The sequence below is a fragment of the Campylobacter concisus genome, assembly GCF_003048905.1.
GTDB classification, from domain to species: Bacteria; Campylobacterota; Campylobacteria; order Campylobacterales; family Campylobacteraceae; genus Campylobacter_A; species Campylobacter_A concisus_V.
In genome coordinates, this window is sequence record NZ_PIRO01000001.1 from 1,137,791 (window position 1) to 1,164,426 (window position 26,636).

The window sequence follows — 26,636 nt, forward strand, 5'->3', positions numbered from 1 at the left end:
AATTTACAGGGAGTTTTGTTTGACACACGATTTTGTAGATCAAAGTAGTTATAAAGCGATCGATGATATCTATAAAACGATATTAGACGTTATGATAGTTGCAAATGCACTATCTTTGTTGCTTTTCATGATCATAGCTACACCGCTACTTTTTATGTGCTTATTATTTATAGCGGCTGGTATATTGCTTAGAATAAAATTTGACATAAAATATAGAGTATTAATATCTCTAGCATTTCACTTAAATATCATATTGCTTGTTACTATTATTGTTACTACTATGGGTTGGAATACTGGAATTTGGATAATACTTGTTGGTGTAATTTTTATAAACTACTTTCTAGCGTTTGATTCAAAGAGTCTTACTTATATAATGGCATTTTTAGAATTAATCTTGCTTATACTTCTTTATTTTATTTATAAAGATGAGGCGCTGCTGATCCCATCAGCTATACGAGGGACGATAGTCGTGTGCAGTATTGCTTTTGCTTTTTTTATTGTTTTAAGACTTTCAATGTTTGCAGATGTCATCACTTCTAGCGGATATCAGCAAATAAGAAAAGAGACGGAAGAGCTTGAAAAGGACTCGAAGCATGATTTTTTAACGCAGCTTTTAAATAGAAGAACAATAGAAAAAACTTTAAGATTTGAACTAGTTGCTAACAAGGAAAGAAGCGGTAATACAAATTTAGTCATAATGCTAGGCGATATTGATAATTTTAAAAAAATAAACGATACATACGGGCATGACTGCGGTGATGAGGTCTTAAAAGATGTAGCCAGTGCTTTGAAGAAATCATTTAGAGGTAAAGACTATGTTTGCCGCTGGGGCGGAGAAGAATTTTTGATAATCTTACCCGATACAAAGATAGAATTTATCCACGAAGTGAGCAAAAGACTTAAAAAACAGATAAACAACGCAAAACTTCCAGATAAAACTCCAGTTACTATGACCTTTGGCATGCTAATATGTGCAAATGGTATTGAGGTGGATTTTGAGCAAGCCATAACTTTAGTAGATAAGCTGCTTTACGAAGGCAAGCAAAATGGTAAAGACCGCATCGAATTAGAAATTTTAAAAAAGGGCTCGGATGCGTAGAATTTCACTCTATACGGCTCAAAAAATTATCATATTTTCAATATTATTAACTCACGTCTGTTATTTTTTTATCTTTTTATTTATGAAAGAAGAAATTCTAGCGGTTATGAATGTATTTTCGGTGGCAACCTATCTTTTTCTTTTAAGGCTTATTTACGATAGCCCTGAAAATAACAAGATAGCAATGCTGATAGTCCAGCTTGAAATTTTATTTCATGCATTAGTTTGTATGCTGACACTTGGATGGGGATATGGATTTGGGTTATTGTTTTTAGCGTCGTCTCTAATACTATTTTTTACTTCATTTACATATAAATTTTTTAACTACATAATAGTTGCAGTGCAAATAATTTTATCCATAGCCTGCTATGTATATTTAGATGGCCAGCCTGTAAAAGATTTTGACGGCTTTAAAGATCTACTTTTTGTTTTTAACTTAAGTATGGTTTGTATATTTTCGGTTGTTATTTCGTACCTTTTGGAAAGTTCAAATTTATTTATATTTTTAAGCATCTTAGAGGAAAAAGAGATGGCTGAAAATATCTTAAATCACGATCCATTAACAGGACTTTTAAATCGTACTTCGATGCAGAAAATTTTAAGTCAAAACGATCTTTATAAAAATAGGGACTTTGCTATCGTTATGTGCGATATTGATAACTTTAAAAAGATAAACGATACTTATGGACACGGTGCAGGAGATGCCGTTTTAAAAAGCTTATCAGGCATATTTAAAAGCACATTTAGAGATAAAGATAGAGTAGCTAGATTTGGCGGAGAAGAATTTTTAGCAGTCGTTTTGGGTGTAAAAAAAGATGCAGCTGTAAGTATCGTAGAGCGTGTTAGAGAGACTTTGAGTAAAAATATAGTTGAGTTTGAAAACATAAAGATCAATGCAACTATGACTTTTGGAGTAGTTGCTCATGATGGTACGGGAGAATTTAGCTTAGAAAAGATGATAAAACAAGCTGATAATCTACTTTATGCTGGTAAGCGAAGTGGTAAAAATATCGTTATGAGTGCGGATTACGACCCAAAAGCATAAATTTAGAGGCAAGAGCCTCTAAATTTTAATGTCCATACATTATGTTTGGCAACCAAAGAGAAATTTGTGGTATATAAGTAACCAAGATAAGGCCAAAGAATAAAGTAAGCGTCCACGGCAAGCATGCCATGATGACCTCTTTTAGATTCATATTTGTAAGACCGCTTGCGACAAATAAATTTAGTCCAACAGGCGGAGTCACCATACCTATCTCCATATTTACAACTAAGATAATGCCAAAATGTATCGGATCTATGCCAAGTTGCGTTGAAATCGGAAGCAATAGTGGAACCATGATCATGATGACGCTTGAAGGCTCCATAAACTGACCCATGATAAAGAGCAGGATATTTACAAATATCAAAAATCCTATCATACCGATATTTGCATCAAGTATCATCGAAGCGATAGCTTGAGGGATCTGCTCGCTAGTTAGCAAATATGCAAAAACAACGGCGTTTGCGATGATGAAAAATATCATAGCTGTTGTAAGAGCCGAGTCTAGGCAGATATCCCAAAGATCTTTTATCTTTATATCTCTATATATGAAAAGCGAGATAAATAGCGCATAGACCGCACTCGCTGCAGCAGCCTCTGTCGGAGTGAAAATGCCTCCATAAATTCCGCCGATAACCACAACAACGATAAGTAGCGCCCAAAATGCTTTAGCAAATTTTTGCACTCTTACTTTAAGTGGCTCAGCCTTGGTAGCTTTAAAGCCAAGCTTTTTTGCGCCAACGTAGGTTTGCACAAGCATCATGCCACCTAGCATAAGACCTGGTATGACGCCTGCCATAAAGAGCTTGCCTATACTAACCTCTGCTGTTACGCCATAAACTATCATAACAACTGAAGGTGGGATCAAAATTCCAAGTGAGCCAGCTGTAGTTATGCCGCCCACCGCGTACTCTTTTGGATAGCCAGCCTCTTTTATTGCTACAAACATAATTGAGCCAATAGCTACAACCGTTGCAGGTGAGCTTCCAGAGACTGCTGCAAAGATGATGCAGGCAAATATCGCACTCATAGGCAAGCCGCCAGGCAAGTGTCCGACCATAGACTTTGCAAAGTCGATGATACGTCTTGCTGAGCCACCTTTACTTAGTAAATTTCCAGCCAAGATAAACATCGGGATCGCCATTAGCGAAAATTTATTGATACCATCAAAAATTAGCTGTGGGATCGTAGCGATGTCGATATCTGTAAAAAATATCATCGTTAAAACAGTGCTAGTTCCCAGTGAAACAGCCACAGGTACGCCTATTAGCATTAGTGCAAAAAGTAGGATAAATAAAAATGCTATTGTCATCTTTTTTCTCCTTAATCTTTGACTACGCTACCATGAGCTAGCTCATGTGCTTCGTTGCTTACGACATTTTCTGCAGGCGTTAGAGCTACTTTTATGGCTTTTTCAGTCGAGCGGTAGCTAGCTGTAACGAAGGCTATTGGAAGCACTAACATAGGGACCCATTGAGGTATGCCAAGGTCTATTATCATCTGCTCGATCTCGTGCAAAATTTTGAGATAATCAATCGAATAAACTGCGATAAATATCAAAAAGACAGTTGTTAAGATGTGTGAAAAGAGCAGGCATACTTTCGCGAGCGCTGGTGGAAATTTTTCCACCAAGATAGTTACGCTCACGTGAATGCCCTTGTTAAAGCCATATGCTGCGGCAAAAAACGCCGACCATATAAATAGATAGTTTGATAGCTCACTCGCCCATGACCAGCTTTTATCGAAAAAATATCTAGCCATAACGTTTGCAAAGGCTAGCAATGTTCCACTTGCGAGCCCAACTACTGCGATAGTTTTATTTAGTGAGGCTATCGCTATATCAAGGACATTAAAAAAGCTCTTCATCATTTTGTCCCAAGAGTCTTTTCTATGAGGTCTTTACCGATAACATCATAAAATTTAGGATAGATTGACTGCATAACCTTTTGCCATTCGGCCTTTTGTGCGTCATCGATCTTATAAATTTCTAGTTTTTTACTAGCAGCGATGTATTTTTCAAGTTCAGCTATTACGTGAGCGTCCTCTTTTGCTGTCTCTTCTCTCTCGAAAGCTGTTGCTTCGCTTAGAGCTTGTTTTACATTTGCTTTTAGATCATCTGGTAGCTTGCTCCAAAATTTATCGCTCATAACGACTAAATAGCCTAAATATCCATGACTTGAAAGGGTAAGTGAGCTTTGAACTTCGTGAAATTTTGAGTTATAGAAATTTGAAAGTGGATTTTCAGTCGCATCAACTACGCCTTGTTGAAGTGCAGAGTAAACCTCTGAAAATGGCAGAACTTGTGGGTTGCCACCAACTACTTTAATTTGTTCTTCAAGTACCTTTGAGCTTTGGATTCTAAATTTTTGTCCTTTTGCATCTTCTGGCACAAGAACTGGTTTTTTGCTTGAGCTAAAATGTTTAAATCCAGCATCCCAATAATCAAGTGCCACAAAGCCTTTTTTTGTAACAAGGGCTTTTAGCTCCTCGCCGACCTCGCCATCTTGGACCTTATGAAGGTGCTCTGCGTCTTTAAAGATGAAAGGTAGGTCAAATAGCTGAAACTGCGGCACAATAGGCGTAAATTTTGAAAAACTTGGAGCTGCCATTTGAACATTGCCAAGCTTTAATGCGCCAAAAACTCTATCATCGTCAAGTAGCTGAGCTGATGGGAAGACTTGAACTTTTAGTTTACCGCCACTTAGCTCCTCAGCACGTTTAGCGAAAAAATCAGCCGCTTTGCCCTTTGGTGTAGAAGCTGCGACAACGTGAGCAAATTTGATCGTATAGACCTTGTCTGCACCAAATGCTAAGCCACTGATGGCACAAGTGAAAAGTAAAGCTTGTAAGAATTTCATCTTTTATCCTTTGTAATGGTTTTGTTAAACGCATTATAAATTTCAAAAATAAAAATTTAGAAATTTTGTTTCGTAAATTCACAGCTATTTATTTTTATATGTGTATTTTAGTAACAAATATACTTCAAAAAGCTAATTTATATTTTCAAAAAATTTTTATAATTTTTCGATAACTAAACTTTTAAAGTACATTTGTTACTTTTTTACACATAAAATTTATTTTATTTTTACTTTTAATAAATTTTTGAATCCATTTAAACAAATGTATGGGATATTTTGCTCTAAATTTTTCTTTTCTATAAGTTTAAAAGCTAGCCAAAAATGTAAGTTTAAGTTTGCTTAAATTTAACCTATATTTTGTGGCTAAATTTAAAAGATTTTTGTTTATTAATTTTTTATGGCTATAATACGAAACAACAAATTTTATTATTAAGGAATTATTATGTTTGAACTTAGAAAACTTCCATTTGATGCAAATAGCAATGCAGTAGTTAGCGCAAAAACCTGTGAATACCACTACGGCAAGCATCATGCAACTTACGTAGCAAATTTAAACAATCTTATAAAAGATACAAAATTTGCTAACGCATCTTTTTATGAAATTCTAACAAATAGCGAAGGTGGCCTTTACAACAACGTCGCTCAAGTTTACAACCACGACTTTTACTGGGACTGTATCGCTAAAAAAAGCGAGATGTCAAGCGAGCTAAAAGCTGCGATCGAAGCAAATTTCGCAAATTTCAAAGAGGAATTTTTAAAGGCAGCTACAACACTTTTTGGCTCAGGCTGGGCATGGCTTGTATTTGATCCAAGCAACAAAAAGCTAGAGATCGTACAAACTAGTAACGCAAAAACTCCAGTGAGCGATGGCAAAGTGCCGCTTCTAGTCGTTGATGTTTGGGAGCACGCTTACTACATCGACAACTTCAACGCTCGTCCAAAATACCTAGAGACTTTCTATGAGAATATAAACTGGGAATTTGTAAGCAAAGCTTACGAGTGGGCGCTAAAAGAGGGCCTAGGCTCAGTTGAGTTTTACACAAAAGAACTTCACAAATAATATCTGGCGGGGGCTTACCCGCCTTTAAATTTCTACTTTTATCTAAATTTTTAAAATCATCAAGTTTATCAGCAAAAACTACCTTGTTTTAAAAGAAAGTGTAACTTCAAAAATGGCTCAAAATTTTGTTTTAGCAAACAATTTCTCTTAAATTTAAAACCAGCATAAGCTATCTTAACTTCAAATTTCTGCTTTGTTGAAAATTTTAAACCACTGCTAAATTTTATAAGCCATGGGTATAGAATTTATCACTTCAAAAAGGTACAAATTGCTCGCTTTAATCTACTATATCGTGATTGAGAGAGGTTATATACTTAAATTTAAGCAAGCAAATAAAAACTAGTGTAGGTCATCTTACCTTTAAAATTATCAGTACAATTTGATTTGATATTTAAAAATATTGGGGCAATATTCACTGCTTCAAAAATGCCCCGAGCTGTATTAATATTGGGCAGGAGTAGCTTAAAATTCAAAAGCCACCCAGCCAAATTTGGTCAATTTTATTTTCTTGAAGTGTATAAATTTATACCATTTTGTAAGCGTTTTAGCCCCTCAAGCACTCTGGCTCTTTGGGTTGCAATATTCATACGGAGGAAAAATCTATCTCCCCTGTAAGCATTGCCATCATTTAGCCAAAGCCCAGCTTTATCACGCAAGAAATTCATAAATTCGCTCGAATCCTCACAAAAAGCGCTGCAATCGAGCCATAAAAGATAAGTCGCATTTGATGGTAGGAGTTTTACTGGCAAATTTTGCTCTTTTATGAAATTTATAACGACCTTTTTATTTTCGAAGAGATACTCCCTAAGTTCATCAAGCCATGTTTGACTATCGTTAAATGCCGCTATTGTCGCAGTTATTGCAAATGCGTTTGCTTCTCCTATCTCATCATAATTTACAGCTGCATTTATTCTGGCGCGTATTTGCTCATTTGGCGTGACGATGGCTGAGCTTTGAAGTCCTGCGATATTGAAAGCTTTTGTTGGTGAGATGCATGTGATTGAGTTATTTTTACACTCTTCGCTAACGCTGATAAATGGCACGTAGCTTAGACCAGGATCAGTTATGTCGCAGTGGATCTCATCGCTGATAACCAAAACATCGTGCTTATAGCAAAGCTCGCCTATTTTTTTAAGCGTCTCTTTGTCCCAAATTTTTCCTATTGGATTGTGAGGATTGCAAAGAAGCATCATAGTTGTTAGCGGCTGCGCTAGCTTTGCCTCAAGGTCTTCAAAATCAATCTCATAAGAGCCATCTTTATAGACAAGGTCATTTGATAAAATTTCACGGCCATTATTTTTGATGCAGTTAAAAAATACGTGATAGACGGGAGCTTGAACTAAAATTTGATCTCCTGGATTGCTAAATCTTCTAATCGCAGTAGAAATCGCTGGTATAACACCAGTGCAAAAGCACATCCAATCGTTTTCAAAGCTAACATCATGACGCCTCTTCCACCAGCCTTTAATCGCTTCGTTCCACTCTTTTGGGATAAATGAGTAGCCAAAAACGCCATTATCAAGACGCTTTTGTAGGGCATTTAAAATTTCAGGTGCAGCCTTAAAATCCATATCAGCAACCCACATTGGCAAAACATCGTTTTTTATTCGCCATTTTGATGAGTTGGTGCCATCTCTGCTAATAAGCGTATCAAAATCGTACTTCATAGCTTTTCCTTAAAATAAAATTTTAAATCAATTATAACCCAAAAGATACTAATATAATTTGAAATTTTCTCTCAATTTAATATTTCAAAAGGAAAAATGATGAAATTAGCTCAGGCTCTCATTTTAAGAGCCGATACACAAAAACGTTTAGAGCAGCTAAAAGGTAGGTTGCTTGATAATGCAAAAATGCAAGAAAATGAAAGACCTAGCGAAGATCCAAAGCTTCTTTTAAAAGAGCTTGATAGGCTAAGCGATGAGCTATTTAGACTGATCTTGGCTATAAATTTAACAAACTCAAGTGCAAAACTTGAAGGCGTGAGTCTAACTGAAATGATCGCTAAAAAAGATACACTAAGCCAAAAAGCAAGCGTGCTTAGGGAATTTGCCAAAAGCGCAAGCCAAAAGGTCGATCTTTACTCAAATAGCGAGATAAAAATTTTAAGTAGTGTTGATGTGGCTATGCTTCAAAAGCAAATAGACGAGCTATCCAAAGAGATCAGAGAGCTAGATATGAAGCTGCAAGAGGCAAACTGGCAAGTTGATCTTGTAGAGTAAAATTTATGGTGGAAATATAGCTAAAGGCGAGTAAAAAGAAAAATTTATTAGGCTTGCGGGGAGAGAGCAAAAGCTTAAATTTATCCCAGCAATTTAAAAAATGTATTCTTAAAAATAAATGTTACTACCACTTACTGATTTAGCTACGTTTTGGGTGGGTTTGGGGAAGATTAATCTTTATTATGTAAGATTTCATAAAATTTTAAAAGGAAATTTATGAAACTTGATACCTTGATCGTAAAAGGCATTGAAGCTAAAAATAATCCAAATAAAGCTGTCATTCCGCCTATTTTTTTAGCAAGTACATTTGTGCAAGATGATCTTGAAAATTTTCAAGAATTTGCATATTCGCGTGGTAGCAACCCAACCAAAAAAGCATTTGATGAAATTTTTGCAAAAGTTGAAGGCAGCAAATACGCTTTTAGTTTTGGCTCAGGCATGGCCGCGACAGCAGCTGCACTTAGCCTTATAAAAACGGGACAAAAGGTCCTACTAAATAGCAACGTTTATGGCGGCACTTATAGATATGTCACGACTGTTTTTGAAAGCCACGGCATAAAGAGCGAATTTATAGATGATCTAAATTTTTTGAGCGAAGATGATATAAGTGACGATGTGGCAGCGATATTCATCGAAACTCCGTCAAATCCTCTCTTAAGAGTGACAGATATCGCTAGAATTTCAAAGATCGCTCACAAAAAGGGTGCTCTAGTCATCGTGGATAACACATTTTTAACGCCTTACTATCAAAAAGTGCTTGAGCACGGAGCTGACATCGTAGTCTATAGCGCTACAAAGTATATTGGTGGACACGCTGATGTGATCGCTGGTATCGTTACGCTAAACGATGATGCTTTGGCTGAGAAGATAAAATTTGCTAAAAACACGCTTGGTGGCATCATAAGCCCGATGGACGCATACTACCTAATACGTGGTCTTAAAACGCTTAGCGTTAGGTTTGACAGACAAACGCAAAATACACATAAAATCATCAAATTTTTAGAGAATAATGACGCCGTTAGCGTGGTGCATTTTGCCGGCTCATATAGCGAGCAAGAGGCAAAGATGCAAGCGGCTCAAGCAAGCGACATCGGCGCTCTTATCTCTTTTGAGCTCAATGAAAAATACGATGTAAATAAATTTGTAAAATCGCTAGAAATTTTTGATCTAGCGGTAAGCCTTGGTGGAGTAGAAAGCCTTATCTGCAGGCCTGCAACGATGACGCATGAGGCATATCCAAAAGAGGTGCTAGATAAGATTGGCATAAAACAAAACTTGCTTCGTTTAGCAATCGGTATCGAAAACGCTGATGATCTAATAGCAGATCTTGATCAAGCATTTAAAAAAGCAAAAAAATAATAAAGGAGATAGATATGGCAACTACAAAATTTAAAGGTAGTGAGGTAAATTTAAGTGGAAATGAGCTATTTGTAGGCTCTTATGCGCCTGAAGCAAAAGTCGTAGCGCAAGATCTTAGCGAGTTTAGCGTAGGCGGAAATAATGGCGTAGAAGTACTTGTTTGCTTACCATCACTTGATACTGGAGTTTGCGCAGCAGAGGCTCGTAAATTTAACGAAAAAGTAGCTGGCAAACATGGTGTAAAACTTAGCATCATCTCAAATGATTTGCCATTTGCGATGGGGAGATTTTGCACGACTGAAGGCATAGCAAATTTACATGTTGGAAGCGACTTTAGATACGGAGAATTTGCTAAAAACTATGGCGTTTTAATGAACGATGGCCCACTAAAAGGACTACTTGCAAGAGCGGTATTTGTCATCAATGATGGCGTAATAATTCACAAACAAATCGTCCCTGAAGTGACAGAAGAGCCAAACTACGATGCTGTATTTGATGCTATTAAAAGTAGCGGTAGTTGCGGTTGTGGCTGCCATTAAAAAAGGTGTTATCTAAGCATCTATTTGATGCTTAGATAATTAATCTTAGTCAAATAGAGATTTTTCAAAAGATTTTACTACAAAGCTTTTTCTATGAAGGCTTGAATAGCCAAACTTGGCAATGGCATCTAGGTGAGCCTTTGTGCCGTATCCTTTGTGCCCAGCAAAGCCATACTTTGAGTAAATTTTATCCCAGCCTTTCATCAAACTGTCACGACTAACTTTTGCTAATATGCTAGCAGCGCTTACCCCAGCGACTTTGCTGTCAGCTTTTATCATCGTTGTGATACCAACGCCATAGTCTAAATTTCCATCATAAATGATCTCAAAGTCCTTAAAATGCGCCTTAAAAATTTTGAGCGCTCGTCTTAAGCACTCGCTTAGCCCAAGTTCGTCTATTTGCGCATTCGAGAAGTAGATGATGAGAAAATTTGAGCTTTTTATGATCTCTTTAAAAAGCTCCTCACGCTTTTTTGCGGTTAGTTTTTTGGAGTCGTTTAGACCTGAAATTTCTTTATTAAGCACGCAGGCCGCTACGCTTAAAGGCCCAGCTAAAGCCCCACGTCCAGCCTCATCTATGCCACAAATTTTTGCCATTAAAGCCCGATTTCATCGCTAAAGTAAGGTCTTAGCTCATCAAGCGGCACGCTAATTTGCTCCTCATTTAAAAAGGTAAGCCCAAGTGGCGAAAGTACAAAATTTTCGCTAACACCTGCTGTTGCGAGGATTGCTTTTAGATGAGGGTTGTTCATATCTTTAAAAATCTGCTTTAACTTTAGCCTTTTGTTGGTTTTAAGCAAGACGACATCGCAGCTAGTTTTGTTATTTTTATAGGTGCAGATGCTTTTTATTTTGTCATTTATATAGTAGATGTTATCTAGGCTCTCAAATTGGTTATTTGGCCATTTTTTACGCTCACTTTTTAGGTCATAAAGTGTCGAGAGTAATTTATTTTTATTTTTTTTAGCCGATTCTTTGGTAAATATGTCGTTGATGATAGCTTCGTATCTCGTGCCATTTGCTTCAGTCATTTGGATGCCAATATTTAGCATTTCATACTCTTTTTCTTTTTTGATAGTTGCATTATAGGCTTTGTTTTTAACGATTATTTTGCCCTTTAACTCTCCATTTTCATTTTTAACGTCTAAATTTATCTTATCAGATACAGCATTTAGCGATGAAATTTCACTGCTATTTTGCTCAAGATTACCTTTTTCGTAGTCGTATTTTGTACCATCAAAAAAGATATGTCCGCTTATCTTGGCCGGTACTTTAAAGCTCTTACTTTGCTTAAAATTTTCAAATTCATCTTTAAAATAGTTCATATAAACTTCAAATTTTATACCATTTGCCTCACCAATAAATTTATAAAATTTTGCCCAGTTTTCGTGATTTATCTCATAGCCAAATAGGCCTACTATAAGTATAAAAATCCCAATAAATGCTCTCATGTCCGTCCTTTATAGTTTTTTTGATTATAACTTCTTTACTTTAAGCTTTTAAAACAATAATCAAATAAAGGTTTAAATTTATAAACCTAGACTCCACCTAGAAAATGGCAAAATTTCGCATTTTATGCCCTCAAAGCTAAGCTCAGCTTGGTTTGCGACGCTAATTATTTGAAGCTTACTTACACCCAGCTCTTTTAAGCTTGCGTGGAGTTTTTTAAATTTCAAAAAGATGATCTCTGGTGCAGAAAACGGTACACAGATGATCGCAATCTTCCTTTTATTAAGGAAGAAATCAATCTCTTTTGTGTAGTAAAATTCATCTTTAAATTTAAGCAACTCGCAAAAAACGACATTTGCAAAGACAGCTAAAAAATCCTTTTTTAGGTATAAAGCGTTACGAAGTGCAAAATTTGTAAAGTAGAGCTTTTTGCTCGTGCTGCTCTCATCTAAATTTGGTACTAATTCTATAAAGCCATTTTCATTAAGGCTGGCTACTGTGTTATAGACACTATCTTTTGAAATTTTCATCTGCTCTTTTAGGTTTTTGTAGATACCAAAAGTGCTAAGCACATCGTGGCATTTTTGAGCACATTCTTTTAAAATCGCAATGCTTTGCTCGCTTAAATTTGCTCTTAAGAGCTGCTGCAAGTGCGCTATAACCTCGCTAGAGTCTAAAAAAGCACTTGCTATCTCGTTGCCGTGAGCCAAAAAGTAGCTAAAAAGCAGGTCTTGGTCCAAATTTTTCTTAAAAAATAGTATAAATTCCTCGTAGTCGAGATAGTTTAAATTTATGCGAGCAAAGCCGTCAATCGTGAGTGAAAATTCCTTGCTTGTAAGGATGATATTTTCAAGTGTTGCGCCCTTTAAAAAGCTTAAATTTATAAGATCAGTGGCTTGTAAATTTTCAACCGCAAGAACCTTTATCTGAGTATTTTTTTCTAAAAAATCTTTTAAATTTGCTAAAAGCAAGGCTCTATCTATCCTTAGATCGTCTAAATTTACATAAAGTCTCTCCTCGCTTTTATAATGGCTCAAAAACTCATAAACAAGGGCTGTTTTGCCACTTGAAATGGCGCCTATTATAAGCGTCTTTGGCGAGATGATTTCGTATTTTCTGGGGATAAATTTACTTGATTTAAGCGGCTGATTGTAATAAAGCTCTAATTGGTTCATTTTCTCCCCTTTGTAAGATGTATATGTAAATTTTTGCTATACCTTCAGAACCCCCCCCCCGTTATAAGTGCGATCTCGTCGCTCGTTAGTTCATAAAGCTCAAAAACAAGTTTGTCTATTTTTTCGTCACTTGCCTTGATTTTGTCGTTTAGCGCGTCGATATTTTCTTTGGCTTCTAGCTTTTCATCAAGATTTAAAGCAGACATGTGCTTCTCGTAAAGCTTGATTTTTCCATTGGCCTTTAAAATTTCATCGACCAAATTTATTATCTCGTTTGATAAATTTTCATTTTGTGGCGTGATTTGTGGGATAGGCAAAATTTCTAAGCGATTTATTTTTATTTCGCCTTCAAGTCCACCTCCGGCATAAAAAAAGTTGAAAATTTTATAAACACCTGTTGAATTTAAAAAAGCTAATAAAAATTTTAAATTTTCGCCAGTTATACAATATGCAGTATTGTCTGGAATATTATTATTTGTATCGTAAGCAAATTTTGGGCTTTGCACAATTCTGGCACATAAAATTTTCTCTTTTTCGAATTCATCCAGATATGCGCAGTTTCGCAGATTATAAGGAGTGGCTCCTTTATCAGAACGATTGGAAAGTTTCGGCTCAAATTTATCAAGATATAGTTTTAGCTTAGGAAAATTATCTATATTGATGCGAGGCTCGGTGCCATATCCATTATGGATGTTTATGAGCCACAGCCCAGCCCACTCATAGTCATAACGCTTTATATCTCGACCCCTTAAGATCGGTCTAATGAGCTTTTGCATCTGTTCTCTTTCGTCCCCAATGCAAGTGCTTAAAACTTTATCACGAGTGTCGCTATCGATAATGAAAGCTTCGTTTAGCCCAGTTTTAACACCATAATTAATATTTACACCCCAATCTTTTAATGGCTTTGCGACTTTTTCGATCTTGCTTTTTAGCTCAAATTTGCTGCTATCTAGGAAAGTGAAATTTGTTTCGTTTAGCGTGGATTGTGGTATTTGGATAAATTTTTGCGTTTTTAAATTTGTGGTGCTTGAAGCTAGGAAATTAAATTTTGAATTTTCACCGGCTCTTATTTTTTTAAAAATAGTAATCGCGCTATCTACGCTCGCGTCTTCAAAAACTTTAACCCCAGCAAAATCAATAATATGTGTTATTTGCGTATTTTCTAATATAAATTTACGTAAATTTTCACCATAGCTGGCGCGGAAAAATTTATTTGAACAAATAAAGCCTAAAAGCCCATTTTCTTTTAGATGTGTAATGCCAAGCTCATAAAAATATACAAACAAATCAGCCGTGCCGCTATAAACTTTATATTTTTGTAGAGCTGGCTTTTGCTCTTTTATCGCCTCTTGTCTAACATAGGGAGGATTGCCGATAACGACATCAAATTTAAAGTCAAAAGGAAATTCTAAAAGCGAGTTTGCAGCTACTAAATTTTTACTAAGATCTGTCAAAACTCGTCCTTTTGCAGCTGTGCGGAGCCAAAGAGATAGTCTGGCGATCTCGACCGCATCGGCATTTATATCTACGCCGTAAAGGTTATTTTCTAAAATCGTGCTTTCTATATCGTAAAGTCCCAAGCCCTCGCCCTCATATACTTTGCGGTAAGTGTCTAATGCGCCATGCTCGCTAATGAGAAATTCTAAAGCTTGGTTTAAAAACGCACCAGAGCCACAAGCTGGATCAAGTATCTTAAGGGATAAGAGCCATTCGCGGTAAGCATAAATTTTGTCTTTGATCTCACTTTCTGCTTTGGTTAATTTTTTGGGATTTTTTGGTGCTAATAGCTCATTTAGATCAAGCCCTAGCTCATCTTTTTTAGCTTTACAAAGCGCACCAAGCGAATTTTCAACTATAAATTCTGTTATAAACTCTGGCGTATAAAATATGCCATCTTTTTTACGTTTACTCTGTTTGGCATCAAATTCATTACCATTTATTTGCGCATTTAGCTCTTCAAGGTCGTTTAGTGAGCTTTCAAAGATATGTCCTAGGATATTTACACCGATGTCGCTTAAAAAGTCATAGTCACTTAAAAACTGCGCTTCAAGCACGCTATCGTCTATCTTTAGCGCATCAAGCTCAGTATCTGTGGCAAAAAGACCGCCATTATAGCGTTTGATATCAAGACGTTCACTACCTTCATCAATGGCTTTAAAGTAAATTTTGTAAAAGTCATAAAAGCTTAGCTCAGTAACTTGGTTTTGAAATTTATCTTTTATCTCGGCTATCGTGCGAAGCCTTAGTAGTCCGCGGTCTTCTGCAAATAGTATGAAAACAAACCTGTCGCATAGTTTTTGAGTTAGGCTTAAAAGCCTATTTTTATCAATGCTAGTATTGTTTTTGCAAATATTTTTAAAAAGAGTGAGTCTAAATGCGCTAAAGTCTTTATAAAATTTGTTTGAAATTTCACGCTCGTGAGTGGCAAATTTCTCTTTTAGCTTTAGCGGCAGATCCGTGCTAATGCTCTCAAAGCTAAGCAGTAAATGAAGTCTTTTAAACTCGTCAAAGCTTGCCGTAAGAAGGTCAAATTTTTCAAATGTTGTTTTATTGCCGATGTAAAAGCGCAGTTCATTAAAATTTGAAACAACGACATATTTGGCATTTTCATGCGAGATAAAATAGCGAAAGGCTTGATCTACCGGGCTAAGCTCGCGGTTGGACGGAGTTTTATCAAGATGCTGTGTGGTCTGATCTTTTAGCTCGATCACGCATCTAACTTCGCCATTTATCAGTATCGCCCCGTCTGCTTTTTTGCCGTCAGTTTCGTTCTTTTTCTCACGTTCAAGATTGAAATTTGTAGGATTAGTAGTGTCCAAAGTGTAGCCAAGGCAGTTTTCAAAGATATCTTTTAGAAACTGCGTTTGAAATTTCTCTTCTTTGAAGCTCTTAATGTCGCTAGCTTTTGTCTGATATGTTTGTAAATTTACATAACGCTTTTTAAGCTTCTCCTCGTCTTGTTCTTGAGTTAATAAGAATTTTGTATTAAAGATCGGCATCTTTTCTCTTTAAAATTTTAATTTCTTGGAATCTTATCTTTTTAAATTTTATATCTTCCTTATTAAAAGGAAATAATTAATCAAAATTCATCAAAAAATAACGTTTTTCTTGACAACTATAATAGCTTTTTTGTAAAATCGCGTTCTCTTTACGAAAAGACAAGCGTCTTTGCTCGTACGATCGCTTGATCCTATGCGGGTTATTTTGATGTAAAGAGGTCGCGAGTTTGCGACAAGTTCTTTTTAAAGGAAAACACATGGAAAGAATCAGGTTAAAGCTAAAAGCTTACGACCATAGAGTTCTAGACCGCACTGTTGCAGCAATCGTAGAAGCTGTCAAACGAACAGGTGCCGACGTTCGTGGCCCGGTACCAATGCCTACAAAGATCAAACGCTATACAGTCTTAAAATCTCCACACATCAACAAAGACTCACGTGAGCAGTTTGAGATGAGAATACACGCTCGTATGCTTGACATCGTAGCTGCTACTCCAGAAACTGTAGATAGCCTAACAAAACTCGACCTAGCTCCAGAAGTTAATGTCGAAGTTCGTGCGATGAAATAAGCGGACAAAAGGATAAGAGTATGGAATATATTGTAGAAAAAATAGGCATGAGTAGAACGATTGCCACGAAGAGTACGCCAGTTACACTACTTAAGCTAGTTGAGGCTAAAGTATGTGAGATCGACGAAAACAAACGTGCTATCGTAGCGTATGCCCACACTAAAGCAAACAACAAAGCTATCGCTGGTCAGCAAAAGAAATACAATCTGACTGCAGAATTTAACAAATTTGCTACGCTTGAAGTAGCTAATAGCGAAGTTGGAAACCTAGACTTTACACCATTAAACGAGGCTAAAATTTTAAAAGTTAGCTTTAACTCAAAAGGTAGAGGCTACCAAGGTGTGGTAAAAAGACATGGTTTTGGCGGTGGTCCAAAAAGCCACGGCTCACGTTTCCACAGACGCCACGGTTCAATTGGTAACTGCGAATGGCCAGGTCGTGTTCAACCAGGTATGAAAATGGCAGGACACATGGGTAATGAGAAAGTTACTGTTAAAAACGAGCTAATAAGCTTTGACGCTCAAAATGGCATCGTAGTTGTAAAAGGTTGCGTTCCTGGTCACAATGGTGCAATGGGTAAAATAAGGATTGTAAAATGAGTAAAATTCACGTATTAAACGATAAATTTGAAAATTCAGGCGAGTTAGAGCTTCCTGCAAGCTACGCTGAAGTAAATCCGCACAACCTATATCTTTATGTAAAATCTTACCTTGCTGGTATAAGAGCAAATTCGGCTCATACTAAAAGCCGTGCTTTTGTAAGCGGTGGTGGTAAAAAACCATGGAGACAAAAAGGACGTGGTGGTGCAAGAGCGGGTTCAACTAGAACTAACGTTTGGGTAGGCGGTGCAGTTGCATTTGGTCCAACAAACGAGAAAAACTATTTTCAAAAAGTCAATAAAAAACAAAAAAGACTAGCTCTTGAGTACGCTTTGGCAGTAAAAGCACAAGATGGTAAAATTTTTGCAGTAGATAGCATCTCAATCGAGTCTGGAAAGACAAAAGATGCAGCTAATATCATCAAAAATTTAAAAGTAAAAGACGCACTTATCGTTAAAGATCTACTAGACGATAAAACACTACTTGCTTTTAGAAATTTAGCAAACTGCTATGTAGTAGATGCAAATGAGGTAAATGCTTATCTTGTCTCTACATTTAGTTCGGTTATCATTGAAAAAGCTGCACTAAAAACTATAACAAAAGAGGGCTAAAATGGCGGATATAACTGATATCAAAACAATTATTTATACAGAAAAAACTCTAGGCCTTCAAGAACAAGGCGTTGTTGTTATCCAAACTTCACCAAGAGTTACAAAAAACAGCTTAAAAGCGGTTTTACAAGAGTATTTTGGAGTAACGCCTGTTCGCGTAAATTCACTTAGAATTAGCGGCAAGGTTAAGCGTTTTAGAGGAAGAGCAGGCCAACGTGACGAGATAAAGAAATTCTACGTTAAGTTACCTGAAGGCGTAAGCCTAGAAAATACGGAGGCGTAAGATGGCTATAAAATCATATAAACCATATACACCTAGTCGTAGATATATGACTGGACTAAGCTCTGAAGATATAACAGCTAAACCAAGCGTTAGAAGCTTGCTTGTTAAAATACCTGCATCTGGCGGTAGAAACAACAATGGCCGTATAACTTCAAGACATAAAGAGGCAGGTGCAAAAAAACTTTATCGTATCATCGACTTCAAACGTCGTAAATTTGGTATAGAAGGTAAAGTTGAAGCGATCGAATACGATCCAAACAGAAACTGCCGTATCGCTCTTATAGCTTACAAAGATGGTGAAAAGCGCTATATCATTAGACCAAATGGCCTAAATGTTGGCGACGTTATCGCATCTATCGATGAGGGCTCACTAGATATTAAACCAGGCAACGCTATGAAACTAAGATTTATCCCAGTTGGTACTATCGTTCATAACGTAGAGCTAAAACCTGGTAAAGGCGCTCAGATAGCTCGTTCAGCTGGCGGTTATGCTCAGCTAATGGGTAAAGAAGAGAAGTATGTTATCTTAAGAATGCCAAGTGGCGAGATGAGACAAGTACTAGCTGAGTGTATGGCAAGTATCGGTGTAGTTGGCAACGAAGACTGGGCTAACATCACTATCGGTAAGGCCGGACGTAATCGCCACCGCGGTATCCGCCCACAAACACGTGGTTCTGCTATGAACCCAGTTGATCACCCACACGGTGGTGGTGAAGGTAAGAAAAATTCAGGCCGTCACCCAGTTACTCCATGGGGTAAACCAACTAAAGGTGCTAAGACTCGCCGTAAAAAAGCTAGCGATAAGCTTATAATTTCAAGAAGGAAAGGAAAATAGAGATGGCAAGATCACTCAAAAAAGGTCCTTTCGTAGATGATCATGTAATGAAAAAAGTTATTGCCGCAAAAAATGCAAACGATAACAAACCAATCAAGACTTGGTCAAGACGTAGCACGATTGTACCTGAAATGATTGGACTAACATTTAACGTTCATAATGGCAAGAGCTTTATTCCTGTATATGTTACAGAAAATCATATAGGCTATAAACTTGGCGAATTTGCTCCAACACGCACATTTAAGGGTCACAAAGGCTCAGTGCAAAAGAAAATCGGCAAGTAAGGGGAAATGATATGAGTAGAGCAATTATAAAATTCGTAAGACTTTCTCCTACAAAAGCAAGACTTATAGCAAGAGAAGTTCAAGGCATGAATGCCGAGCTAGCACTTGCAAGCTTGCAATTTATGCCAAATCGTGGTGCTAAATTTATAGCAAACGCTATTAGCTCAGCAGTAGCAAATGGCGGATTTGAGCCAGAAGAGGTTGTAGTAACTAGTTGCCGCGTTGACGCTGGTCCTGTATTAAAGAGATTTAGACCAAGAGCAAGAGGAACAGCGAGCAAAATTCGCAAACCTACTTCTCATGTAATGGTAGAAGTATCTAAACCTGAAAAGAAGGAAGCATAATATGGGACAAAAAGTAAATCCAATAGGTCTTAGACTAGGAATTAACCGCAACTGGGAATCTAGATGGTTTCCAACCAAACAAAGTCTTCCTGAAAATATCGGTGAAGATTATAAAATTCGTGCATTTTTAAAGAAAAAACTTTACTATGCAGGAATTAGCCAAATTCTTATCGAAAGAACGGCTAAAAAACTTCGTGTAACCGTAGTTGCAGCTCGTCCTGGTATCATCATCGGCAAAAAAGGTCAGGATGTTGAAAACCTAAAGAATGAAGTTAGCAAACTTATCGGCAAAGAAGTAAATGTAAATATCAAAGAAGAAAGAAAAGCTCAAGCTTCAGCTCAACTTGCTGCTGAAAATGTAGCTATGCAACTTGAAAAGCGTGTCGCATTTAGACGTGCTATGAAAAAAGTTATCCAAGGTGCTCAAAAATCAGGTGCTAAAGGTATAAAAATTTCAGTTGCTGGTCGTTTAGGTGGTGCTGAGATGGCAAGAACCGAGTGGTATCTAGAAGGTCGCGTTCCGCTTCATACTCTTAGAGCAAAGATTGATTACGGTGTAGCTGAGGCTCATACGACTTATGGAAACATAGGTATTAAAGTATGGATTTTTAAAGGTGAGGTTCTTCAAAAAGGTGTTCAACCTGAGAAAACTGAAGAAGAGGCACCTAAGAAAACACGTAGAGCAAGAAGAGGTAAATAATTATGTTGATGCCTAAAAGAACGAAATTTCGTAAGCAAATGAAAGGTCGCAACCGTGGTTATGCGACTCGTGGAGCATCTTTAGCAACTGGTGAATTTGCACTTAAGGCTGTTGAAGCTGGTAGAATAAATTCTCGCCAAATAGAAGCTGCTCGTCAAGCTCTAACTCGTCACGTAAAAAGACAGGCTAAAATTTGGATTAGGGTTTTCCCTGATAAGCCACTTACTAAAAAACCTCTACAAACTCGTATGGGTAAAGGTAAGGCTGGAGTTGAAGAGTGGGTTATGAATATCAAACCTGGTCGTATAATATTTGAAATGGCTGGTGTTAGCGAAGAGTTAGCTCGTGAAGCTCTAACTTTGGCTCTACACAAACTTCCTTTCAAATCAAAATTTGTAACGCGAGAGAGTGAAAATGAAATATACTGAGTTAAAAGATAAGAGCGTTGCAGAATTAAACGCGTTGCTAAAAGAGAAAAAGGTGCTTTTATTTACTTTAAGACAAAAGCTAAAAACTATGCAGTTAAGCAACCCTAATGAGATTAGTGCTATTCGCAAAGAGATAGCTCAGATCAACACTGCAATTAGTGCAACAAGACAAGGGGCGTAAAATGGCATTAAAAAGAGAAATTCAAGGTGTTGTTTTACAAAAAGCTGGAGATAAAACAGCTACTATTTTGGTAGAAAGACGCGTTATGCACCCAAGATACCATAAATTTGTAAAACGCTTTAAAAAGTATTTAGTTCACGATGAGAAAAATGAGACAAGAGCAGGTGATACAGTTGTTGCGATCGAGTGCAGACCACTTTCAGCTCGCAAGAATTTTCGCTTAAAAGCTGTATTGGCAAAGGGAGTTGAGTAATGATTCAAAGTTTTACAAGACTTGCAGTTGCTGATAATAGTGGTGCAAAAGAGTTAATGTGTATAAAAGTTCTTGGCGGTAGCAAAAGAAGATACGCTACACTTGGTGATATCATAGTTTGCTCTGTTAAAAAAGCTCTTCCAAATGGCAAGATCAAAAAAGGACAGGTTGTAAAAGCTGTTGTTGTAAGAACTAAAAAAGAGGTTCAAAGAGATAATGGTTCGCTAATCCGCTTTGATGAGAACGCAGCTGTTATACTTGATAGCAAAAAAGAGCCAGTCGGCACTCGTATTTTTGGACCAGTTGGACGTGAAGTTAGATATGCTAACTTTATGAAAATTGTTTCGCTAGCTCCGGAGGTTTTATAATGGCTAATGTAAAATTTAAAGTCAAAAAAGGCGATACCGTTAAGATCATCGCTGGTGACGATAAAGGTAAAACTGGTAAGATTTTAGCAGTTCTTGCAAAAAAAAGTCAGGTTATAGTTGAGGGATGCAAAGTAGCTAAAAAAGCTATTAAACCAAGCGAAAAAACTCCAAATGGTGGTCACGTAAATAAAGAGATGCCAATTGACATATCAAACGTCGCGAAAGTTGAAGGATAAGAGATATGAGTAGATTAAAAGATAAATTTAACGAAACTATCAAGCCAGCTCTCGTAAAAGAATTTGACATCAAAAATCCAATGCTTATCCCTGCGCTCGAGAAGATCGTGATCAGTGTAGGCGCTGGAGACTCTGCGAAAGATCAGAAAGTGCTTCAAAATATGGCTGATACCATTTCACTTATCGCTGGACAAAAAGCGGTTATCACTGATGCTAAAAAATCAGTTGCTGGCTTTAAAGTTCGCGAAGGTTTCCCTGTTGGTATCAAAGTAACTTTGAGAAAAGAGCAAATGTATGCTTTCTTAGATAAGCTAATCAGTGTTGCTCTTCCAAGGGTTAAAGACTTCCGTGGTCTTCCAAAAAATGGCTTTGATGGACGTGGAAACTATAACTTTGGTCTTAGCGAGCAGCTAATGTTTCCAGAGGTTGAGTATGATAAAATTTTACGAACTCATGGTATGAATATTACGATTGCTACTACGGCTAAAAACGATAAAGAGGCATTCAAATTGCTAGAGCTATTTGGTGTGCCGTTTGCAAAAGGAAAGTAAAATGGCAAAGAAATCAATGATAGCAAAAGCTGCGCGCAAGCCAAAATTTGCGGTTCGTGGCTATACTAGATGCCAAATTTGCGGTCGTCCGCACTCTGTTTATAAAGATTTTGGAATTTGCCGTGTTTGCCTAAGAAAAATGGCTAACGAAGGCCTAATACCTGGTCTTAAAAAAGCAAGTTGGTAAGGAAGAGAAATGTTGAACGATTTAATATCAGATGGATTAACACGCATTAGAAATGCAAGTATGAGAAGACTTGAGACTGCTAAATTGCTTCATTCTAAGGTTGTTGAGGCTACTCTTTCTATCCTTGCAGCAAAAGGCTATATCGAGAGCTACAACGTTATCGAAGAAGGCAATAAAAAATTTATAAATGTGGTTTTAAAGTATGATGAGTACGGCAGAAGCGTTATAAACGAGCTTAAAAGGGTTTCAAAACCTGGTCGCCGTGTTTATCAAGGTAAAGACGACATTAAGCGTTTTAAAAATGGTTACGGAACAGTTATCGTTAGCACAAGCAAAGGCGTTATGAGCGGTATTGAGGCAAGTAAAGCTGGCGTTGGCGGCGAGGTTCTTTGCACCGTTTGGTAATAAACTGCGTTAAAAACGCTATTTTGACCTTATAACTTAAGGTTAAAATTTCTTTTTAGCTAGGTGAAATTTTATATTTCGCCAAAGCTAAATCTAGAAATTCAAATGAAGGTTTCGTCAAATCTGACGATAAAATTTACGGCATTGTGGTGTTTATTCGTAAATGTAGGAACACCCTAGACAAGTAAAGGAAAAAAATGTCACGTATTGGAAAACAGCCTATCGCTATCCCAAGTGGTGTAGACGTTAGCGTTGAAAATAATGTCCTAAAATTTAAAAAGGGCAATCATATAAAAGAGCTTGACACAAAAGGTCACGTTGATGTCAAGATAGAAAATGGTCATATAGTTTTTGCTCCAAAAGGCGAAGATCGCCAAAGCAGAGCTTACTGGGGAACATATAGAGCACTTGCTAATAATATCGTAACTGGTATCACTGCGGGATTCACTCGCCAGCTTGAGATCAACGGCGTTGGTTACAAAGCAGCTGCAAAAGGTAAAATTTTAGAGCTTTCTCTTGGTTTTTCACACCTTATCAACTATGAGCTACCAGCAGGCGTTGAAGCTAGTGTTGAGAAAAACGTTATTACTATCAAAGGCGATGACAAACAAGTAGTAGGACAAGTGGCTGCTCAAGTTAGAGGATTTAGACCACCTGAGCCATATAAAGGTAAGGGTGTTAAATATCTAGAAGAACGTATTATCCGCAAAGCGGGCAAGACATCTAAGAAGTAAGGAGCGGTAAATGACAGCAAAAGTACTAAAAAGAAAAATCGCTCTTAGAATTAAGAGGAAAAGAAGAATCAGAGGTAAAATTTCTGGTGTTGCAACTTGCCCAAGAGTTTCTATTTTCAAATCGAATAGAACTATCTATGTTCAAGCAATTGACGACGTTACAGCTACTACACTAGCTGCGGTTGATGGCAGAAAGATAGGCATAAAAGCAAATAAAGAAGGTGCGGTCACTTTAGCTAAAGAATTTGCTAAGGCTTTAAAAGCTAAGAAGATAGATGTTGCAGTTTTTGATAGAAATGGTTATTTGTATCATGGCGTTATCGCAGCATTTGCTGAAGCTTTAAGAGAAAATGGCATCAAGCTATAACCCAAAGGAAAATCGATGGAAAAATATAATAGAGAAGAATTTGAAGAAGTAATCGTCGATATCGGTCGGGTTACAAAGGTTGTTAAAGGTGGCCGTAGATTTAGATTTACAGCTTTAGTTGTTGTTGGTAATAGAAATGGTCTAGTTGGCTTTGGTTATGGTAAAGCTAAAGAGGTACCAGATGCGATGAGAAAAGCAATTGACGACGCATTTAAAAATATTATCCACGTTAAGATCAAAGGCACAACTATCCCTCACGATGTAGAGGTAAAATACAACGCAAGTAGAATGCTACTTCGCCCAGCTAGCGAGGGTACTGGTGTTATCGCTGGTGGTAGTGCACGTCCTATTATCGAGCTTGCAGGTATTAAGGATATCCTTACTAAATCACTTGGCTCAAACAACTCAGCAAACGTCGTTCGTGCTACTATAAAAGCACTTAGTTTGCTAAAAAGCTAAGAGAAAGGAGTTAAGATGGCATTAGAAAAATTAACACCTGCTGCAGGTTCAACTCATGCAACCAAAAGAATAGGTCGTGGTCAAGGTAGCGGCAATGGCAAAACTGCTGGCAAAGGTAACAAAGGCCAAAGAGCAAGAAAAGGCTACAATGAGAAAAGAGGTTTTGAGGGCGGACAGCAACCACTTCAAAGGCGTCTTCCAAAAGTAGGTTTTACTTCTAAATTTGAAAAACCTTATGTTATTAATGTCGAAAAAATTGCAGCTATAAAAGAGCTTGCTGAAATTTCAATAGCAACAATAGCTAGCGTTCATAAAATTTCAAAGAGCGTTACTAAGATAAAACTAATCGGTGCAAGCGCAAAAGCTCTTGCTTCAAAGATCAAAGACGAGAACGTTAGCGTTAGCGGAACAAAATAATGGATAAAACACTGACCAACAAGATTTTAATCACGTTGGCATTTTTGTTCGCATACAGGATACTGGCTTATGTGCCAGTTCCTGGTGTTAATGTCGACGTAATTAAAGAATTTTTCAATTCAAACAATAGCAATGCCTTGGGTCTATTTAATATGTTTAGTGGTAAAGCTGCTGAGCGTTTAAGTATTATCTCTTTAGGTATCATGCCTTACATCACAGCTTCGATCATTATGGAGCTTTTAGCAGCAACATTTCCGAAATTAGGTCAGATGAAAAAAGAGCGTGACGGTATGCAAAAATATATGCAAATTATACGCTATGCAACCATTGTCATCACTCTTGTGCAATCAATCGGTGTTTCTATCGGACTTCAAAGCTTAAGTGGACGCGGTGGCGAACAAGCTATCATGATAGATATAAATTTATTTATCGCGATATCTGCTGTATCTATGCTAACTGGAACTATGCTGCTTATGTGGATAGGTGAGCAAATAACGCAACGTGGTATAGGCAACGGTATAAGTCTTATCATCTTTGCTGGTATCGTCTCTGGCATACCTAGTGCGATCGGCGGAACTGTAAATTTAGTAAATACTTCCGAGATGAATTTCCTAACAGTTATCGCTATTTTGGTGATTATCTTAGCTACTATTGGTGCTATTATATTTGTCGAGATGGGCGAAAGGCGTATCCCTATTTCTTACTCAAGAAAAGTGATAATGGAAAATCAAAACAAACGTATAATGAACTATATACCGATCAAAGTAAATTTAAGCGGCGTTATCCCACCGATATTTGCTAGTGCGATTTTGATGTTTCCTAGTACTATTTTACAAGCTAGTACAAATCCGATCATCCAAGCTATCAACGACTTTTTAAGTCCAAATGGCTATATGTTTAACTTTTTAACGTTTTTATTTATTATCTTCTTTGCGTTTTTCTACGCATCAATCGTGTTTAACACAAAAGATATAAGTGAAAATTTAAAGAAACAAGGCGGATTTATCCCAGGTGTTAGACCAGGCGAGAGTACGGCTAATTATCTAAATGAAGTGGCTGGCAGACTAACTTTGGGCGGTGCTTTATATCTAGGCATCATCTCAACTTTGCCGTGGGTACTTGTAAAAACTATGGGTGTACCATTTTATTTTGGTGGCACGTCAGTACTTATCGTGGTCTCTGTCGCTCTGGATACTATGAGGCGTATAGAAGCTCAGTCTTATACAAACAAATACCAAACTCTAAGTGCAGTAGGTCTATAAAATGGCTATCACGCTAAAAAGACCAGCTGAGATAGAGAAAATGAGAGCGGCGAATAAGATCGTCGCTCAAACTCTTGATCACGTTTCTACGATTATAAAACCTGGAATTTCACTTCTTGAAATAGATAAAATTTGTGAAGATATGATAAGGGCTGCTGGGGCAAAACCTGCTTTTAAAGGGCTCTATGGCTTCCCAAATGCAGCTTGCATAAGCGTCAATGAAGTGGTGATCCACGGAATTCCAAATGAATACAAACTAAAAGAGGGCGATATCGTTAGTGTTGATATTGGCTCAAATTTAGATGGTTATTTTGGTGATTCAGCTAGGACTTTTGGGGTTGGTAAAATTTCAAAAGAAGATGAAGCCTTGATCGCTTGCTCAAAAGATGCACTATATTTTGCGATTGACTATATAAGAGCTGGTATGCATTTTAAAGAAATTTGCTACGAGCTTGAGAAATTTATACTAGGTAGAGGCTATGTGCCTTTGCGTGGGTATTGTGGTCATGGTATAGGAAAAAGGCCACATGAAGAGCCAGAAATTCCAAACTACCTTGAGGGACATAATCCAAAAGCCGGACCAAAGATAAAAGAGGGAATGGTTTTTTGTATAGAGCCGATGATCTGTCAAAAAGATGGTACGCCAGTTTTAGGAAGTGATAACTGGAAAGTAACCTCAAAAGATGGTTTGAGAACCAGCCATTATGAGCATTGCATGGCGATAGTTAATGGTAAGGCCGAAATTTTAAGCCAAGCATAAAATT

At 37.2% G+C, this 26,636-nt stretch carries 36 protein-coding genes; 28 read left to right on the forward strand and 8 right to left on the reverse strand.

Translation table 11 applies throughout. The features are described 5' to 3' along the window. Positions 1-19 precede the first annotated feature (19 nt). Both CVS95_RS05725 and CVS95_RS05730 read left to right on the forward strand, forming a co-directional pair. Positions 20-1,099: a GGDEF domain-containing protein gene (locus tag CVS95_RS05725; protein ID WP_234400020.1), complete on the forward strand. Its 1,080-nt coding sequence runs from the start codon at positions 20-22 to the stop codon at positions 1,097-1,099. Between the two features lie 82 nt (positions 1,100-1,181). Continuing rightward, positions 1,182-2,144, forward strand: a complete 963-nt coding sequence (locus tag CVS95_RS05730) for a GGDEF domain-containing protein (RefSeq protein WP_320205221.1) — start codon at positions 1,182-1,184, stop codon at positions 2,142-2,144. A gap of 25 nt (positions 2,145-2,169) precedes the next feature. On the opposite strand, the gene CVS95_RS05735 is transcribed toward CVS95_RS05730, so the two are convergent. From CVS95_RS05735 to CVS95_RS05745, 3 genes are read right to left on the reverse strand one after another with little or no spacing between them, the layout of a single operon-like run. After that, positions 2,170-3,453 carry a TRAP transporter large permease gene (locus CVS95_RS05735; protein WP_107695871.1) on the reverse strand — a complete coding sequence of 428 codons (1,284 nt, stop codon included), beginning with the start codon at positions 3,451-3,453 and terminating at the stop codon, positions 2,170-2,172. A gap of 11 nt (positions 3,454-3,464) precedes the next feature. After that, complete coding sequence (locus tag CVS95_RS05740; RefSeq protein WP_087586675.1) at positions 3,465-4,007, reverse strand: TRAP transporter small permease; 543 nt, start codon at positions 4,005-4,007, stop codon at positions 3,465-3,467. Next, positions 4,007-4,999 (reverse strand): DctP family TRAP transporter solute-binding subunit, encoded by a 993-nt coding sequence (locus tag CVS95_RS05745; protein WP_087577416.1) that lies wholly within the window; start codon positions 4,997-4,999, stop codon positions 4,007-4,009. Before CVS95_RS05745 ends, CVS95_RS05740 begins: the two co-directional genes overlap by 1 nt. A gap of 442 nt (positions 5,000-5,441) precedes the next feature. Between CVS95_RS05745 and sodB the strand changes: the two genes are divergently transcribed. After that, positions 5,442-6,059 carry a superoxide dismutase [Fe] gene (sodB, locus tag CVS95_RS05750; RefSeq protein ID WP_103576421.1) on the forward strand — a complete coding sequence of 206 codons (618 nt, stop codon included), beginning with the start codon at positions 5,442-5,444 and terminating at the stop codon, positions 6,057-6,059. A gap of 500 nt (positions 6,060-6,559) precedes the next feature. On the opposite strand, the gene CVS95_RS05755 is transcribed toward sodB, so the two are convergent. Further along, entirely contained in the window at positions 6,560-7,726 is a 1,167-nt protein-coding gene (locus CVS95_RS05755) for a MalY/PatB family protein (protein ID WP_107695872.1), read from the reverse strand. Positions 7,727-7,825: 99 nt separating this feature from the next. Between CVS95_RS05755 and CVS95_RS05760 the strand changes: the two genes are divergently transcribed. The 3 genes from CVS95_RS05760 to tpx all read left to right on the forward strand — a co-directional run bounded on the left by CVS95_RS05760 (position 7,826) and on the right by tpx (position 10,179). Beyond that, complete coding sequence (locus CVS95_RS05760; RefSeq protein ID WP_107695873.1) at positions 7,826-8,281, forward strand: DIP1984 family protein; 456 nt, start codon at positions 7,826-7,828, stop codon at positions 8,279-8,281. Between the two features lie 216 nt (positions 8,282-8,497). Beyond that, entirely contained in the window at positions 8,498-9,640 is a 1,143-nt protein-coding gene (locus tag CVS95_RS05765) for a trans-sulfuration enzyme family protein (RefSeq protein ID WP_107695874.1), read from the forward strand. Between the two features lie 14 nt (positions 9,641-9,654). Further along, positions 9,655-10,179, forward strand: coding sequence for a thiol peroxidase (gene tpx / locus CVS95_RS05770; protein ID WP_107695875.1), 525 nt, complete (start codon positions 9,655-9,657; stop codon positions 10,177-10,179). Positions 10,180-10,224: 45 nt separating this feature from the next. Here tpx and CVS95_RS05775 read toward each other — a convergent pair whose 3' ends face one another. The 4 genes from CVS95_RS05775 to CVS95_RS05790 form a co-directional block, all read right to left on the reverse strand. Beyond that, on the reverse strand, positions 10,225-10,776 hold the full coding sequence (locus CVS95_RS05775; protein WP_107695876.1) for a ribonuclease HII: 552 nt from the start codon (positions 10,774-10,776) through the stop codon (positions 10,225-10,227). Next, positions 10,776-11,630 carry an S-adenosylmethionine tRNA ribosyltransferase gene (locus CVS95_RS05780; RefSeq protein ID WP_107695877.1) on the reverse strand — a complete coding sequence of 285 codons (855 nt, stop codon included), beginning with the start codon at positions 11,628-11,630 and terminating at the stop codon, positions 10,776-10,778. Before CVS95_RS05780 ends, CVS95_RS05775 begins: the two co-directional genes overlap by 1 nt. Before the next feature lie 78 nt (positions 11,631-11,708). Then, positions 11,709-12,803 (reverse strand): ATP-binding protein, encoded by a 1,095-nt coding sequence (locus tag CVS95_RS05785; protein ID WP_107695878.1) that lies wholly within the window; start codon positions 12,801-12,803, stop codon positions 11,709-11,711. 44 nt (positions 12,804-12,847) lie between these two features. After that, the gene (locus tag CVS95_RS05790) at positions 12,848-15,802 is read right to left on the reverse strand and encodes an Eco57I restriction-modification methylase domain-containing protein (RefSeq protein ID WP_107695879.1); all 2,955 of its coding nucleotides are present in this window, start codon (positions 15,800-15,802) and stop codon (positions 12,848-12,850) included. Positions 15,803-16,059: 257 nt separating this feature from the next. Between CVS95_RS05790 and rpsJ the strand changes: the two genes are divergently transcribed. The 22 genes from rpsJ (at position 16,060) to map (ending at position 26,632) form a co-directional block, all read left to right on the forward strand. Continuing rightward, on the forward strand, positions 16,060-16,368 hold the full coding sequence (rpsJ, locus tag CVS95_RS05795) for a 30S ribosomal protein S10 (RefSeq protein WP_009295257.1): 309 nt from the start codon (positions 16,060-16,062) through the stop codon (positions 16,366-16,368). Between the two features lie 20 nt (positions 16,369-16,388). Then, on the forward strand, positions 16,389-16,967 hold the full coding sequence (rplC, locus tag CVS95_RS05800) for a 50S ribosomal protein L3 (RefSeq protein ID WP_002941563.1): 579 nt from the start codon (positions 16,389-16,391) through the stop codon (positions 16,965-16,967). Next, positions 16,964-17,578 (forward strand): 50S ribosomal protein L4, encoded by a 615-nt coding sequence (rplD, locus tag CVS95_RS05805; RefSeq protein ID WP_012140561.1) that lies wholly within the window; start codon positions 16,964-16,966, stop codon positions 17,576-17,578. The genes rplC and rplD overlap by 4 nt, the downstream gene beginning before the upstream one ends. A gap of 1 nt (position 17,579) precedes the next feature. Beyond that, the gene (locus tag CVS95_RS05810; RefSeq protein ID WP_002941535.1) at positions 17,580-17,861 is read left to right on the forward strand and encodes a 50S ribosomal protein L23; all 282 of its coding nucleotides are present in this window, start codon (positions 17,580-17,582) and stop codon (positions 17,859-17,861) included. A gap of 1 nt (position 17,862) precedes the next feature. Continuing rightward, positions 17,863-18,696 carry a 50S ribosomal protein L2 gene (rplB, locus tag CVS95_RS05815; protein ID WP_021091121.1) on the forward strand — a complete coding sequence of 278 codons (834 nt, stop codon included), beginning with the start codon at positions 17,863-17,865 and terminating at the stop codon, positions 18,694-18,696. Positions 18,697-18,698: 2 nt separating this feature from the next. Next, positions 18,699-18,980, forward strand: coding sequence for a 30S ribosomal protein S19 (rpsS, locus tag CVS95_RS05820; protein ID WP_002941639.1), 282 nt, complete (start codon positions 18,699-18,701; stop codon positions 18,978-18,980). Between the two features lie 11 nt (positions 18,981-18,991). After that, positions 18,992-19,324, forward strand: coding sequence for a 50S ribosomal protein L22 (gene rplV, locus CVS95_RS05825; protein WP_002941544.1), 333 nt, complete (start codon positions 18,992-18,994; stop codon positions 19,322-19,324). 1 nt (position 19,325) lies between these two features. Further along, positions 19,326-20,024, forward strand: coding sequence for a 30S ribosomal protein S3 (gene rpsC, locus CVS95_RS05830; protein ID WP_002941650.1), 699 nt, complete (start codon positions 19,326-19,328; stop codon positions 20,022-20,024). 2 nt (positions 20,025-20,026) lie between these two features. Then, positions 20,027-20,452: a 50S ribosomal protein L16 gene (gene rplP / locus CVS95_RS05835; RefSeq protein WP_021091116.1), complete on the forward strand. Its 426-nt coding sequence runs from the start codon at positions 20,027-20,029 to the stop codon at positions 20,450-20,452. Further along, entirely contained in the window at positions 20,439-20,633 is a 195-nt protein-coding gene (rpmC, locus tag CVS95_RS05840) for a 50S ribosomal protein L29 (RefSeq protein ID WP_087578020.1), read from the forward strand. Before rplP ends, rpmC begins: the two co-directional genes overlap by 14 nt. 1 nt (position 20,634) lies before the next feature. Beyond that, complete coding sequence (rpsQ, locus tag CVS95_RS05845; protein WP_021091107.1) at positions 20,635-20,886, forward strand: 30S ribosomal protein S17; 252 nt, start codon at positions 20,635-20,637, stop codon at positions 20,884-20,886. Continuing rightward, entirely contained in the window at positions 20,886-21,254 is a 369-nt protein-coding gene (gene rplN, locus CVS95_RS05850) for a 50S ribosomal protein L14 (protein WP_021091075.1), read from the forward strand. The genes rpsQ and rplN overlap by 1 nt, the downstream gene beginning before the upstream one ends. Then, the gene (gene rplX / locus CVS95_RS05855; protein ID WP_107695880.1) at positions 21,254-21,490 is read left to right on the forward strand and encodes a 50S ribosomal protein L24; all 237 of its coding nucleotides are present in this window, start codon (positions 21,254-21,256) and stop codon (positions 21,488-21,490) included. The genes rplN and rplX overlap by 1 nt, the downstream gene beginning before the upstream one ends. Positions 21,491-21,495: 5 nt before the next feature. After that, positions 21,496-22,041 (forward strand): 50S ribosomal protein L5, encoded by a 546-nt coding sequence (rplE, locus tag CVS95_RS05860; protein ID WP_002941643.1) that lies wholly within the window; start codon positions 21,496-21,498, stop codon positions 22,039-22,041. 1 nt (position 22,042) lies between these two features. Further along, a complete protein-coding gene (locus tag CVS95_RS05865; protein ID WP_002941532.1) occupies positions 22,043-22,228 on the forward strand; it encodes a type Z 30S ribosomal protein S14 in 186 nt (61 codons plus the stop codon). Positions 22,229-22,237: 9 nt separating this feature from the next. After that, positions 22,238-22,633: a 30S ribosomal protein S8 gene (gene rpsH / locus CVS95_RS05870; RefSeq protein WP_035169968.1), complete on the forward strand. Its 396-nt coding sequence runs from the start codon at positions 22,238-22,240 to the stop codon at positions 22,631-22,633. A gap of 197 nt (positions 22,634-22,830) precedes the next feature. Further along, positions 22,831-23,367, forward strand: a complete 537-nt coding sequence (rplF, locus tag CVS95_RS05875) for a 50S ribosomal protein L6 (RefSeq protein ID WP_021091127.1) — start codon at positions 22,831-22,833, stop codon at positions 23,365-23,367. 10 nt (positions 23,368-23,377) lie between these two features. Beyond that, entirely contained in the window at positions 23,378-23,734 is a 357-nt protein-coding gene (gene rplR, locus CVS95_RS05880; protein WP_107695881.1) for a 50S ribosomal protein L18, read from the forward strand. Between the two features lie 15 nt (positions 23,735-23,749). After that, entirely contained in the window at positions 23,750-24,193 is a 444-nt protein-coding gene (rpsE, locus tag CVS95_RS05885) for a 30S ribosomal protein S5 (protein WP_002941646.1), read from the forward strand. A 15-nt stretch (positions 24,194-24,208) separates the two neighbouring features. Further along, positions 24,209-24,610: a 50S ribosomal protein L15 gene (gene rplO, locus CVS95_RS05890; protein WP_021089212.1), complete on the forward strand. Its 402-nt coding sequence runs from the start codon at positions 24,209-24,211 to the stop codon at positions 24,608-24,610. Then, the gene (secY, locus tag CVS95_RS05895) at positions 24,610-25,872 is read left to right on the forward strand and encodes a preprotein translocase subunit SecY (RefSeq protein ID WP_107695882.1); all 1,263 of its coding nucleotides are present in this window, start codon (positions 24,610-24,612) and stop codon (positions 25,870-25,872) included. Before rplO ends, secY begins: the two co-directional genes overlap by 1 nt. 1 nt (position 25,873) lies before the next feature. Further along, positions 25,874-26,632 carry a type I methionyl aminopeptidase gene (map, locus tag CVS95_RS05900; RefSeq protein WP_107695883.1) on the forward strand — a complete coding sequence of 253 codons (759 nt, stop codon included), beginning with the start codon at positions 25,874-25,876 and terminating at the stop codon, positions 26,630-26,632. Positions 26,633-26,636 lie beyond the last annotated feature (4 nt).